This is a genomic window from Desulfitobacterium elongatum (assembly GCF_055378975.1).
This window is the reverse complement of sequence record NZ_AP038772.1, coordinates 3,737,135-3,750,235: the sequence shown is the minus strand read 5'-3', so window position 1 is coordinate 3,750,235 and position 13,101 is coordinate 3,737,135. Positions and strand designations below refer to the sequence as shown.

Below are 13,101 nucleotides of genomic sequence, written 5' to 3'. Positions count from 1 at the left end.
AAATTTCAGAAGGAAAAGAGAGGATAAAGAGTGGCTTTTACTGATGAACAACTTGACCGTTATTCGCGACACATTATCTTAAAAGAAGTCGGGGTAAAAGGGCAAAAGAAATTATTAAACAGTAAGGTTCTGATTATTGGTACAGGTGGACTGGGCGCTCCAGCGGCTATGTTTTTAGCGGCTGCAGGCGTCGGAACAATTGGACTTGTCGATTATGATGTCGTCGAATTGTCTAATCTCCAACGCCAAATTATACATTTCACGCAGGATGTCGGGAAACAGAAGGTTCTTTCCGGTCAAGAAACTATCAACCTGATGAATCCTGACGTTAATGTAATAACCTATCGGGAATGGGTGAGCTCTCAAAACATCCAGGATATCATTAAGGATCAGGATTATGACTTCATTATTGATGGTACTGACAATTTTCCAGCCAAGTTTTTAATCAATGATGCTTGCGTATTATCAAACAAACCCTTTTCTCACGCAGGCATCATTCGATTCCAAGGTCAGACTATGACTTATGTGCCTGGGCAAGGTCCTTGCTATCGTTGTATTTTCCATAATCCACCACCACCAGATGCGGTTCCGACCTGTAAACAGGCCGGAGTGCTTGGCGTCATGGGAGGAATAATCGGCACAATCCAAGCGACAGAAGCAATTAAGTATATTCTCGGCATCGGGGAACTGCTCACAGGACATCTACTCACCTATGATGCGTTAACCATGGAATTTAGGAAGATTAAACTCTCTAATAATCCAAAATGTGAAGTCTGTGGCGAACATCCTACGATTACAGAGCTCATTGATTATGAACAAGTACAATGTGATTTTAAAGCCTAGAGGTGGAAAACCATGACGATTCTTCTAAAGCAACAAGATTATGCTAAAATCCTTTCCTATGCCCAGGAGAAGCTACCGAATGAGGCTTGCGGTTTACTTGCAGGCAGGATCGAGGGTGAAGTAAAGACCGTCGAAAACGTCTATTTCCTTAGGAATGTGGACCAAAGCCCGGAACACTTCTCCATGGATCCCCAAGAGCAGTTCGCAGCAATTAAGGATATCCGAAGCAAGGGTTGGGTGCTACTTGGAAACTTTCATAGCCATCCCAGTACACCCTCGAGGCCCTCGCAGGAGGACATTCGTTTAGCCTTCGATCCTGAAGCAAGTTATCTTATTTTATCACTTCAGGACAAAGAGAAGCCTGTGATTAAAAGCTTTAAGATTAATGAGGGGAAAGTGAACGAAGAAGTGCTGCAACTTATCTAATGATGTTAAGGGGAGAAAAAGAGTATGGCAAAAGTTGATTATAAAGCCTTGAAGTCTGGCGGTCTCATGAGACAAGTCCAAAAAGACCAGTTTTCCATGCGTTTAAAGATTGTAGGAGGACAAGTCTCGGCGGATCATCTTAAAAAGGTTTATGAAATTGCTGAAAAATATGGGCAAGGTTATGTTCATTTAACCTCCCGACAAGGAATAGAGATTCCTTTTATTAAGCTTGAGGACATCGAAGAAGTTAAACGTGAAATGGCAACGGTGGGACTTCAAGTGGGTGTCTGCGGTCCGCGTGTACGTACGATTACGGCATGTCAAGGTTCGAGCATCTGTCCGAATGGTTTGATTGAGACGTCCGAACTCGCGGAAAAATTAGATCAGCGATATGCAGGTCGAGAGCTTCCGCATAAATTTAAGTTCGGTGTAGTCGGATGCAGCAACAACTGCCTGAAAGCTGAGGAGAATGACCTAGGGATCAAAGGTGGAATTCAGCCAGAATGGCAAGCGGCTTCCTGTACATTTTGCGGACTTTGTGCAGCAGTTTGTCCGAAGAAAGCTATCCAAGTCAGTCGCGACGAACAGACAGTTACGTTAGAGCAAGACCTCTGTAACTTTTGCGGAAAATGTGTGAAATCCTGTCCTACCGAAGCTTGGACAGGGAAAAATGGCTATAACGTCTATTTTGGTGGACTCTTTGGTAACCAAATCGCAACTGGAAAATCGGTATTTCCGATGATTTATAATGAAGAGACTCTCTTCAGCGTTGCCGACCGGACCCTTGAATTCTTTAGTACGTACGCAAAACCGGGAGAGCGGTTTGGCAAAACTTTGGATCGGGTCGGTTGGGAAAAATTAGAGAAGGATCTTCAGGAGGCCATAAAATGAGCATAAAAGCCAATGATTTTATCGACATCACGGAAGTCGTCTGCCCAATCACGTTTGTTAAGGTTAAAGTCGCCATGGAAGAGCTTGAACCGGGTGAAGTCTTAGAGATCAAAATGAATTCAGGAGAACCCATCCAGAATGTGCCCCGGAGTTTGAAGGAAGAAAATCATAAAATCCTTCAAGTCGTGAACAATGAGGATGAGACTTACACTGTTTATGTAGAAAAGGGTGAGGAGCTGTAATGAAATTCAACACCTCCTTACTCCATGGGAATTTCAAGGGTGATCAGAAATCGGGAGCAACGACGATCCCCATTTATCAATCCACGGCCTTTGCCCATGATACAGCTGAAGAGTTAGAAAAGATCTTCATGGGTCATGAACCGGGTTTTCTCTATACCCGACTGAACAACCCTACGATTGAAAGCTTTGAACGCCGGATGGCCTTCTTAGAAAAAGGTGCCGGGGCCGTTTCCTGCACTTCCGGTATGGCGGCTATAAGCATGGCTGTACTGACCTGCTTACAAAGTGGGGATGAAATTCTGGCCGGCAGTGGGATTTTTGGCGGAACGTATACTTTGTTTGAGAACTTTAAGCCACTGGGCATTCTGGCTTCCTTCCTCGAGGAAAGTACAGTTGAGGCCTTTGAAGCAGGGATTACGGATAGAACGCGATTAATCTTTGTCGAAACCTTAGGTAACCCTAAACTTGATGTCCCAGATATCAGACGGCTTGCAGAATTAGCACATTCTAAGGGAATCATTCTGATTGTTGATAATACATGTACGACGCCTTATTTAATCCGTCCACTCGAACTAGGTGCAGATATCGTGATTCATTCTACTTCCAAGTACATTAACGGAAGTAGTAACTCCATTGGTGGGATTATTATTTCTAATGGACGCTCAAATTGGGATGTCGAGAAGTTCCCCGGATTTAAACCGTATAAAAAGTTTGGCCAATTTACCTATCTGGCTAAACTACGTCAGACAACATTTAAGGATTTTGGAACCTGTAGTGCACCTTTAAATGTCTATCTCACCAGCTTAGGGTTAGAGACCTTGGGAATCCGAATGGATCGCATCTGTGACAATGCCTTAGCTTTGGCACAAGCCTTGAAAGATTCTCCAAAGGTGAGTTTCGTAAACTACCCTGGGCTTAAGGATAACCCGTATCACAACATAGCCCAAGAGCAATTCTCCGGCAAATTTGGAGGGCTCCTGACCATACGCGTGGGTTCAAAGGAAAACGCCTTTCACGTCATCAATAATCTACAATATGCTTTAAACGCATCGAACATTGGAGATGCTCGGACGTTAGTGGTTCATCCTGCCTCAACAATCTATGTTGCTAATACAATGGAAGAACGAGAGAAGATGGGGGTTTATGAGGATCTCATTCGGATAAGCGTGGGTCTTGAAGACGCTGAAGATATCATTGAAGATTTTCTCCAGGCGCTATCTAAGCTCTAATAAGTATCCTTCTTCCCAGTACGTTTTCTTATCCAAGTAGAAGATTTTCTCGGATTAAACTCATAAATAGACTTTCAGTAGACCTTCCGGCCGAAGGTCTTTTTTTCTATCGTTTATTTACATGAAGTAATTCATGAGAAATTCACAATTAATTCATGCGAAAATCGCAACTCTATAATACAATCATAGTATAAAAATAGGGTAGCCCCCTATCCTATATCCTTACAATAGATATAGGGAGCTGATAGTCTTGGATGAAGTGACAAAGCATAACAGTCTTCCCTGTGAAAGTCAAATCAGTAGGGCAAGAACAGTCTGCCACGAAGAGAAGACAATTAATGAGCTTGTTACCCGTTTGAATCGCATCGAAGGGCAGATACGGGGTATCAAAGGAATGATTGAACAGCACGTGTATTGTGATGATGTACTTAATCAAATAGCCTCTGTGCAATCGGCTTTGGATGGAGCCTCTAAGCTATTGCTAGAAAAACACTTTAAAGTTTGCGTAAAAGAACGTCTAAGTCATGGAGATAACAAGGTGATTGATGAAGTCCTTAAAACAATTTTTCGTCTAAAAAAATAAACTGAGGTTTAGCTTTAGTTGGTAATACTAAAAGCGTCTTTTAAACTAGGAGGAATTAATATGGCAACTAAATCACTTAAAATAGAAGGAATGACTTGTGCTGCTTGTGCCAAGACCGTAGAAAGGGTCACAAAAAAGCTCGAAGGTGTAACAGAATCCAGTGTTAACTTTGCTACTGAAAAGCTAAACATTAACTTTGACGAGGCTAAGGTTTCTGTAGGAGACATTCAGGCAGCTGTTGAAAGGGCAGGTTATAAGGCCCTTTCTGATGTTGTCAGTAAAACAATGAGAATCGAAGGGATGACCTGTGCAGCGTGTGCGAAAACAGTCGAAAAGGTTACTGAAAAACTTGACGGTGTTACTGAAGCAAATGTTAATTTCGCAACAGAAAAGTTAAGTGTTAGCTTTGAATCTTCTAAAGTTAAAGTATCAGATATTAAGAAGGCAGTAGAAAAAGCTGGCTATAAAGCAATAGAAGAAGATACTGAAGTCGATATGGATAGAGAACGAAAAGATGCAGAAATGAAACTTCTATGGAAAAAGTTTATTCTATCTGCGATTTTTACAGTGCCACTCCTTTATATGGCCATGGGGCACATGTTTGGTGAAACTATCGGCTTGAAACTTCCTGAGCTAATAGATCCCATGATGAATCCTCTAACCTTTGCAATCGTTCAATTATTGTTGACTATACCCGTAATCCTAGCAGGAAATAGATTTTTTACAGTAGGTTTCAAGGCATTATTCAGAAGAAGTCCTAATATGGATTCCCTAATAGCCATGGGTACTTCGGCTGCATTCCTGTATGGAATCTATGCTATAGTGCAGATTTACGGCGGAAATTCAGAGTATGCCAATGAGTTGTATTTTGAAGCAGCCGGTGTAATTATTACTTTGATTACACTGGGTAAATATCTGGAAGCCGTTACAAAGGGTAAAACTTCAGAGGCTATCAAGAAACTTATGGGGCTTGCACCTAAGACAGCTATCATTATTAGAGATGGCAAAGAAGTAGAAATTAGCATTGAAGAAGTAGAAGTGGGAGACATTATTGTCGTTAAGCCTGGTGAAAAGATGCCTGTAGACGGTGAAGTTGTAGAGGGAACTACTTCTGTCGACGAATCTATGCTAACCGGTGAAAGTATACCCGTAGAGAAGAATGCAGGGGACAAAATCATTGGAGCAAGTATCAATAAAAACGGAACGATTAAATATAAAGCGACTCGAGTAGGGAAGGATACGACACTTGCCCAAATCATCAAACTCGTTGAAGATGCACAAGGATCAAAGGCTCCGATTGCAAAGCTCGCCGATGTTATTTCAGGTTACTTTGTACCAGTGGTTATTGGAATTGCCATCATTTCAGCCTTAGCTTGGTATTTCGTCGGTGGACAGTCAACCGTATTTGCATTGACGATATTTATTTCAGTGCTCGTTATTGCCTGCCCTTGTGCTTTGGGTCTTGCAACTCCAACAGCGATTATGGTTGGAACTGGTAAGGGTGCTGAATATGGCGTTCTAATAAAAAGCGGGGTTGCCTTAGAAGCAACACATAAGGTTAGAACCATCGTATTCGATAAAACAGGTACTATTACAGAAGGTAAACCCGTGGTAACGGATGTTATTGTTATAACAGGGATTGAACAAAGTGATTTATTACAATTAGCTGCATCCGCCGAAAAAGGATCGGAGCATCCACTGGGTGAGGCTATTGTAAAAGGTGCAGAAGAAAAAGGATTGGAGTTTAAGACGCTTGAGTCATTTAAAGCTATTCCAGGTCATGGAATTGAAGTGAAAATAGAGGGCAAGCATCTTTTACTTGGAAATAGAAAACTAATGGTTGAAAGTAAGATATCCTTAGAAGATTTAGAAGGAACTTCCGATAAGTTAGCGGGGGAAGGTAAGACTCCAATGTATATTGCCATTGATAACAAGATGGCTGGAATCATTGCAGTTGCAGACACTGTGAAAGAAAATAGTAAAAAAGCGATAGAAAAGCTACATGAAATGGGTATCGAAGTAGCCATGATTACGGGTGATAATAGGAGAACGGCTGAGGCTATAGCGAAACAAGTAGGAATCGATAGAATCCTCTCTGAAGTTTTGCCGCAGGATAAAGCAAATGAAGTTAAAAAGCTGCAAGCTGAAGGGAAAAAGGTCGCCATGGTTGGTGATGGTATCAATGATGCACCAGCTTTAGCACAAGCTGACATTGGAATTGCTATAGGTTCTGGGACAGACGTTGCGATGGAATCCGCAGATATAGTTCTTATGAGAAGTGACTTAATGGATGTTCCGACTGCAATACAGTTAAGTAAAAATACCATAAGAAATATCAAGCAAAATCTATTCTGGGCTTTTGGGTACAACACATTAGGAATACCCGTTGCTATGGGGATCCTGTACATCTTTGACGGACCATTATTAAGTCCAATCATCGCAGCAGCCGCTATGAGTTTTAGCTCTGTATCTGTCTTGTTGAATGCTTTGCGCTTGAAACAATTTAGGCCTATAAGATAGTCGGCTTAAGAAGGTTAAAACAATCTGCAAAAAGGAAACTTCCTTTAGTTGGAGCTTAAGCTCTAACTAAGATCCTGGCGATTAGCCAACGGATTAAAGCAGATTATATAAAAAATTATATTTTGAAGGGAGCAGAACCAAATGAAAAAAAAAGTACAAATTGAAGGAATGAGCTGTGGGAATTGCGCTAGGCATGTTAAGGAGGCTTTAGGTGAACTTAATGGAGTAACCCAAGTAGAGGTAAATTTAGAAGCAAAATATGCTATTTTAGATGCAGACAATGATGTGAATGATGAAGATATTAAATCTGCGGTAGATGAGGCAGGATATGAAGTTGTAGGGATTGAAAAGGCATAATGCCTTGAATCTAGTTAGAGACTCTCGTTTTAAACACAATAGTAGGCGTTCTTACCCGAGTCGCAAATGCATATAGGATTGTAGAAAACAAAAAAGCAAGCGATATTCAATGAATGTACTTGCTTTTTTGTTAAGTTAATTGTTTAGCAGATATATCTGGGAACTACAATAGAGCAGCTTGCTGTTATCTTATCTGTTAAGTGAGGTGAATGTAGTGAGATTCAGAGAGTCTGGAATGCCAAACGAAGAGATGTGGGATACATTCTTTGATCCCGAAAATGTATTGTTAAACCTCGGAGTAGAAAAGAACTGTGATTTACTTATTGATGTTGGATGTGGATATGGGACGTTTTTACTCCCCACGGCTGACTATATTAAAGGCAAGGTCATCGGAATAGACATTGACCAAGATATGGTTAATTTATGTAATGAAAAGGTCAAAAGGGTTGGTCGAGATAATATCGAGATTAGGAAAAGGGACATATTTTCCGACGGATATGGGTTTGACAACGAAACCGCACATAGTATATTTTTGTTTAACCTCTTGCACTGTGAACAACCAACAAAGCTACTTTGCGAGACACATAGGGTATTGAGAAAGAACGGCTATCTGTATGTAATTCACTGGAATTATGATGAGACAACCCCAAGAGGACCTTCTATTGATATTCGACCAAGACCAGAGCAAATTGTGAACTGGGCAACAAGTCAAAACTTTATGCTGGAGAAACAAGTTGAGGTGGAAATATATCATTACGGACTTGTTTTCAGAAAGTCGCGTATTTTTAAGACTAGCTAGCTAATATTTGTAGGTTTTGAAAAACATAAAGGTGGACTGTAGCAAAAATAAAACTTGCTATAGACCACCTTGAATTTTGGCCACATAAAATGGTTCAGCAGAAATAATCGTCAGGGTCAATATCTACATTCTTTTTTTGAGGGGTTGCTCCTTGGGCTGCATTCCTGCGGAATAGAAATAGGTAGGTGAAAACACAAGCCGCCATAAAAAGGACAAACCCATACTGCCTAAAAAATTCTGACAACTGCTTATCCACTTTCACAATCATTGTATACTATTAGGTTTAACAGATAAATATTAATAAGCAATGAAATAGTGATAAATATTTGATGAATATAAACTCTAAGACGCAGAAGTATATGTCGTCCTTTTATGTAGGATATCCAACACAGAGATGTGCCAAATCCTACACTTTTATGCTTTATAATAGAGTACATCTGTAAAGAAGCCTAAAATAAGGTAAAATTATATTAAGTAACGAATGGCATGTATTTTGCATTGCACTATTTGCAAATCATTTTTATGAATTTGATTGGAGGTATTATTAATGGGTGCTATGACTCACTACATGGAGCTATTAGCTTCTAATCAACCATGGAATCTGCTGATTTTTATGGCGGTTCCGGTAATCTGTGCAGAAACTTTGGCCATTACTGAACTCATTATTTTATTCACTCGGAATTTCAAAGGAACTGCTCGAATAATCAATAAGGTTACTGGTATTTTCGCTGGGATCTATTTTCTGGGTATCTTCTTATACCTCTTTACCACAGCTGTTATTCCTATAACAACGGGGGGAGAATGGAGAGGGTTCGCGGACGTTGTTGCAGTCGGTTTTTATCTGCTTGGAATTATCCCCTTAGGTGGGATTGCCTTACTCGAGCTTGGGGTATTAGGTGAAAATCGGACATTAGAGCAAGAGTTGGCACTCCATGCCACCTTTGTGGGTATTTTTCTCGTCGTAGCACATGTTGCTATGATCTTTGGGATGCTTGATCCACATCTATTTATCTCGAATCCGGGTCAAACGATGCCTGGTATGAAGATGTAATGGAGTTATGTAAAGTAGAGGCAAACCAACATTAATATGAACCAGAAATAGTATTAACGCTACTCGTATTAGAAGGAGCCCTTTCACACTAAATGTGACGGGGCTCCTTTTAGATGATGTGAATTTTTTATCTTGTACATTATGAATTTAAATGATATATTTTGCTAAAATAATCACATGAAAGTGGTGTTTCACCTGGAAGTGCTCACCGGGGAGATCCAAAAAGTATTTATTTACTTTGCGTATGGACTCGTTTTCTTTACTATGGGGATAAGTGTTTCCGTACAATGCAAGCAATTCAGTGCATTTAAGCTAGCGAAGCATTTGCAGTGGTTGGGCTTATTTGGTATTACACATGCGCTAGCAGAGTGGACACATATGTTTTCCGTAATTCTTTATAGCTTAGAGTCTTTAGCATTCAGAGATGAATTAAGGGCTATTGAAGTAATTCTAACAATGATTTCGTTTATTTTCTTAATGATCTTCTCAACTCGCGTATTTAAATCGTATTCTGAGAAGAGGCATGTGATTCGATTCCTTCATCCCCTTATTGCTATGTCTTGGTTTTTAGGATTATTTTTTGTTACCCGCAACAATGAAATTCAAAACGTGTTTTCTCTTATTAATGTTTTAAATCGATATTTTATTTGTTTTCCGAGCGCCTTACTTGCAGCCTACTCTTTTTTACTTCAAGCTCGTAATCTTCAGGAACCTGAATATAAGGAGTTGCGAAAGTACTTAATTGGAGTATCTATAACCTTTGCATTGTATGCAGTCTTTGCTGGGTTGATTGTCCGAGAACCAGACTTTTATATATCAAAATATCTTACCCATTCTTTTATCGAAAAGACGACGGGAATTCCTGTCCCAATCTATCGTGCGATTATCGCGACAGGGATTTCTTATTTTACGATTCAGTCCCTTCGTTTATTTAATTTGGAGTATTCGATGCGTTTAGCTCAAGCTGAGAAAGAAAATACTCTGATGCAGGAAAGGGAGAGGATTAGCGGCGACCTTCATGATGGAACAATTCAAACACTCTATGGAATCACGCTCCTCTTAGAAAATAGTTACACAAATATTCATGATGAAGCCCCAAAACAACAAATCAATTACGCTCTCACCTACTTAAATGATTCGATCCAAGAGCTTCGTCTTTTTATTACCAGTTTAAGAACTCCAGTATTAGTTTCAAAGCCTTTTCCTGAGCTCGTTGCTTCTAGGGTGGAGCTCTTTTCGCAGGCGAGAACAGGGTTAACTTTATCGACTGATAGTTCATCACTAGCTCGCTTAGAGTGGCTCAGTCAGGATTATAGATATCATATTCTTTGTATCACCCAAGAAGTGCTCGCTAATATTGTCAAACACTCCAATGCAACGGAAATTAAGGTGTATTGTTTAGAAGAAGAGACGAGGCTTGTTCTCTGCATTGAAGATAATAGCCTGCCCATCGATACGGAAAGCATTCTTTCCTACCAAGGTTCTGGACTAGGTCTTCGAAGCATTACCGCACGTGCGAGAAATCTTAGAGCGGTGTGGTCGTGGGATAACAAAAAGGAATTGGGGAATATCTTTCGTTTAAGTTTAGCAAACTCACAGAAGGGAGGGGTAATTCATGGCGATTAAAGTGTTGATTGTTGATGATCATGAAGTTGTCCGTTTAGGGCTCACTACGATTTTGAAAAGTCGCTCGAATTATCAGATCGTTGGAGAGGCCAAAGATGCTTTACAATGTTTCCAACTCGTCAATAAAGAACCTCCGGATGTAATTATTATGGATATTCGTCTTCCGGATATGAATGGAATTGAGGCTTGCCGTGAGGTTCTCAAAGATTTTCCAACAATTAAGGTTTTGATGTTAACCTCCTATGCAGATGAGGACGCAGCTACAGCATCAATCTTAGCCGGTGCTAAGGGATTTATTCTTAAGCAAGCTGGAAGTTCCTTTCTTATCGATGCCATCGAGAAAGTACATGCTGGATACTCATTAATTGATTCAGTTTTGAAGGATGAGGTAGTTAAGCGACTTTCTAAAGAAATAATTCAAGATGAACAGCTGAGTGAGCGGGAGATTGAGGTGCTTCGGGAAATCGCTAAAGGCCATACCAACAAAGAAATAGCCCTTACGTTATCTATAAGCGAAAAAACAGTCCGTAATTATGTCAGTAAAATCCTTGCAAAGCTGAACTTTTCACATCGTACCCAGGCTGCTGTCTATGCCGTTAAGAAAGGAATAATTATTAAGAATTGAACCATAAGACTATAGAGAATGGTGCAAGACATCGAAGATGATGTCTTGTTTTTATTTGTGAAAAATATGTGAATCTTTTTTCTCTATTGGGACATTTGTCACTTACCTTGAAGCTCACTATAAAGCGATAATAAATGAGGATTCGCGAATTAATTACTTAATGAAGGGAGGACATTTAAATGAGAAAGTTTTCCTTATTGGGCTTGTTCACACTACTTGCCCTCATCATCGCTATTTCATCAGGCTGTGCATCCTCAGAGAAAACACTGGCTACTTTAAACACAGGGAATACACTGGCAACTTTAAAGGAGGCAAAAACAAACAGTATTGTTCCTTTGAAAACAGAGTATTCCCCTGAAGTTGGATATGTAGGTTCAGGTGTTTGCGGAGATTGCCATGGTGGTGAATATGCGAATTGGTCTGAATCATTACATGGAAAAATGCTTCAAGATCCAAAGAAAGATACTAGTATCGTTATTGGAGACTTTACAAAAGTAAACAATCCACTAGATGTTCCAACGGTAAAGGAGAAATATACAAAGGATGATTTTGTTCTAACCATTGGAAGCAAAAATAAACAACGCTATGTCGTACAAGATGGAGAAGCATTGAGAATCCTTCCCTACGAGTGGATTGTTGGAAGCCAATCTTGGCAAGCGTATCACCCAGACGATTGGAATAAAATCGACTATAAAGATGCGTGTATAAGCTGCCATTCCACAGGATATGATTCCAAAACTCGGCAATATAAAGAACTGGGTGTAAGCTGTGAAGCTTGCCATGGACCGGGCGAAAAACATGCAAAGAGCGAGAAAGTTGAAGATATCGTGAATCCAGCGAAATTACCAATCGCTCGTCAAACGGAAGTTTGCGCACAATGTCATAACCGTGGGGAGAATGCAAAGATAAAAACACGAGAAGATGCCTACGGATTTTTACCTGGAAATACTTTGAACGATTTCTTTAAGCCAATTGCGCCAAAATTTGTAGCAGGCGAAAAGAATTTCTATGAAGACGGCGATTCTAAAGCGCACCATCAACAATATAACGATTACGTTCAAAGTGAGCACTATAAATCCGGTCTTTTAAGTTGTCAAACTTGTCATGACTCACATTCAAAGGAAAGTCCAAATCTTAGAGTGACGAAAACAAACGCAGAGATTAGAAACTTGTGTGCAAGCTGCCATTTTGAGGACTTCAAAAATATTCCTCCTGCAGATAAGTTTGAAATCGAGAAATACATGCCAAAACGCGCTAAGAGTGGAGTGCCAAATGATATCACTACTCACACCTTTAGAATTCCACTAAAAGCAGGTGAGTAAGGATGAAATTTCTAAAAAATAAAGTAAATATGAATTTGCTAAAGAACAAAGGCTTATGGCTCCTCCTATTTGCCTTCATAATGGGAATGGTTTTTATGGCAGGCGGAACTAAGGCAGTTAAAGCAACAAGTAGTAATGAATTTTGCCTTAATTGTCATGATGCCCCTAAATTTGCTCCGTCCTTTGCAAACCTTGAACATGGTAAGTTGAATTGTGTAGACTGTCATAGCCAAGGTGTAGTAAAAGATAAGACAGTTGGGGTGGGGCATATGATTAGTACGATCAAGGACAAAAATGCTCCAAATAATTATGAGAATTATACTGCAAAATTTGACGCTAATAAATGTATCAGTTGTCACAACTTAGATTCTGACTTAAAGACTAATTACGTTAGAAACAGGCACAATAGCTATCTAAGAAAAGGAATGAACTGTAACAGTTGTCATGACCAAAAGTTCGTTCATGGATTTAATTAAGCACATGTTTTTTGCTCCATCTCGCTCCTCAAGTAATTACACTAAATTATACAAAAATGGAACCTATAGCAATAGACTTCTTTTGTAGTCCATTCTATAGGTTCCATTTTA

At 39.9% G+C, this 13,101-nt stretch carries 14 protein-coding genes; all 14 read left to right on the top strand.

Translation table 11 applies throughout. The features are described from left to right. The first annotated feature begins 30 nt into the window (after positions 1-30). On the top strand, positions 31-843 hold the full coding sequence (locus ACZ42W_RS17775) for a HesA/MoeB/ThiF family protein (protein ID WP_464166600.1): 813 nt from the start codon (positions 31-33) through the stop codon (positions 841-843). A gap of 12 nt (positions 844-855) precedes the next feature. Further along, positions 856-1,269, top strand: coding sequence for a M67 family metallopeptidase (locus ACZ42W_RS17770; RefSeq protein ID WP_464166599.1), 414 nt, complete (start codon positions 856-858; stop codon positions 1,267-1,269). A 24-nt stretch (positions 1,270-1,293) separates the two neighbouring features. After that, on the top strand, positions 1,294-2,160 hold the full coding sequence (locus ACZ42W_RS17765) for a 4Fe-4S binding protein (protein WP_464166598.1): 867 nt from the start codon (positions 1,294-1,296) through the stop codon (positions 2,158-2,160). Then, entirely contained in the window at positions 2,157-2,402 is a 246-nt protein-coding gene (locus ACZ42W_RS17760) for a sulfurtransferase TusA family protein (protein WP_464166597.1), read from the top strand. Before ACZ42W_RS17765 ends, ACZ42W_RS17760 begins: the two co-directional genes overlap by 4 nt. Beyond that, complete coding sequence (locus tag ACZ42W_RS17755) at positions 2,402-3,631, top strand: O-acetylhomoserine aminocarboxypropyltransferase/cysteine synthase family protein (RefSeq protein WP_464166596.1); 1,230 nt, start codon at positions 2,402-2,404, stop codon at positions 3,629-3,631. Before ACZ42W_RS17760 ends, ACZ42W_RS17755 begins: the two co-directional genes overlap by 1 nt. Before the next feature lie 259 nt (positions 3,632-3,890). Further along, positions 3,891-4,214, top strand: a complete 324-nt coding sequence (locus tag ACZ42W_RS17750) for a metal-sensitive transcriptional regulator (protein WP_464171071.1) — start codon at positions 3,891-3,893, stop codon at positions 4,212-4,214. Positions 4,215-4,274: 60 nt separating this feature from the next. Beyond that, complete coding sequence (locus ACZ42W_RS17745) at positions 4,275-6,734, top strand: heavy metal translocating P-type ATPase (RefSeq protein ID WP_464166595.1); 2,460 nt, start codon at positions 4,275-4,277, stop codon at positions 6,732-6,734. Between the two features lie 141 nt (positions 6,735-6,875). Continuing rightward, positions 6,876-7,091 (top strand): heavy-metal-associated domain-containing protein, encoded by a 216-nt coding sequence (locus tag ACZ42W_RS17740; protein ID WP_464166594.1) that lies wholly within the window; start codon positions 6,876-6,878, stop codon positions 7,089-7,091. Between the two features lie 214 nt (positions 7,092-7,305). Then, the gene (locus ACZ42W_RS17735) at positions 7,306-7,890 is read left to right on the top strand and encodes a class I SAM-dependent methyltransferase (protein ID WP_464166593.1); all 585 of its coding nucleotides are present in this window, start codon (positions 7,306-7,308) and stop codon (positions 7,888-7,890) included. A 547-nt stretch (positions 7,891-8,437) separates the two neighbouring features. Beyond that, positions 8,438-8,941: a DUF6803 family protein gene (locus tag ACZ42W_RS17730; RefSeq protein WP_464166592.1), complete on the top strand. Its 504-nt coding sequence runs from the start codon at positions 8,438-8,440 to the stop codon at positions 8,939-8,941. 201 nt (positions 8,942-9,142) lie between these two features. Further along, positions 9,143-10,567: a sensor histidine kinase gene (locus ACZ42W_RS17725; protein WP_464166591.1), complete on the top strand. Its 1,425-nt coding sequence runs from the start codon at positions 9,143-9,145 to the stop codon at positions 10,565-10,567. Next, a complete protein-coding gene (locus ACZ42W_RS17720) occupies positions 10,557-11,192 on the top strand; it encodes a response regulator (RefSeq protein ID WP_464166590.1) in 636 nt (211 codons plus the stop codon). Before ACZ42W_RS17725 ends, ACZ42W_RS17720 begins: the two co-directional genes overlap by 11 nt. A gap of 179 nt (positions 11,193-11,371) precedes the next feature. Next, positions 11,372-12,514 carry a multiheme c-type cytochrome gene (locus ACZ42W_RS17715; RefSeq protein WP_464166589.1) on the top strand — a complete coding sequence of 381 codons (1,143 nt, stop codon included), beginning with the start codon at positions 11,372-11,374 and terminating at the stop codon, positions 12,512-12,514. A 2-nt stretch (positions 12,515-12,516) separates the two neighbouring features. After that, complete coding sequence (locus ACZ42W_RS17710; protein WP_464166588.1) at positions 12,517-12,990, top strand: NapC/NirT family cytochrome c; 474 nt, start codon at positions 12,517-12,519, stop codon at positions 12,988-12,990. The last annotated feature ends 111 nt before the right edge of the window (positions 12,991-13,101 follow it).

Bases quoted from the DNA above. Each gene is read 5' to 3' on its own strand.
- ACZ42W_RS17770 (WP_464166599.1), top strand. From the start codon at position 856: ATGACGATTCTTCTAAAGCAACAAGATTATGCTAAAATCCTTTCCTAT.
- ACZ42W_RS17765 (WP_464166598.1), top strand. From the start codon at position 1,294: ATGGCAAAAGTTGATTATAAAGCCTTGAAGTCTGGCGGTCTCATGAGA.
- ACZ42W_RS17760 (WP_464166597.1), top strand. From the start codon at position 2,157: ATGAGCATAAAAGCCAATGATTTTATCGACATCACGGAAGTCGTCTGC.
- ACZ42W_RS17755 (WP_464166596.1), top strand. From the start codon at position 2,402: ATGAAATTCAACACCTCCTTACTCCATGGGAATTTCAAGGGTGATCAG.
- ACZ42W_RS17745 (WP_464166595.1), top strand. From the start codon at position 4,275: ATGGCAACTAAATCACTTAAAATAGAAGGAATGACTTGTGCTGCTTGT.
- ACZ42W_RS17740 (WP_464166594.1), top strand. From the start codon at position 6,876: ATGAAAAAAAAAGTACAAATTGAAGGAATGAGCTGTGGGAATTGCGCT.
- ACZ42W_RS17730 (WP_464166592.1), top strand. From the start codon at position 8,438: ATGGGTGCTATGACTCACTACATGGAGCTATTAGCTTCTAATCAACCA.
- ACZ42W_RS17720 (WP_464166590.1), top strand. From the start codon at position 10,557: ATGGCGATTAAAGTGTTGATTGTTGATGATCATGAAGTTGTCCGTTTA.
- ACZ42W_RS17715 (WP_464166589.1), top strand. From the start codon at position 11,372: ATGAGAAAGTTTTCCTTATTGGGCTTGTTCACACTACTTGCCCTCATC.
- ACZ42W_RS17710 (WP_464166588.1), top strand. From the start codon at position 12,517: ATGAAATTTCTAAAAAATAAAGTAAATATGAATTTGCTAAAGAACAAA.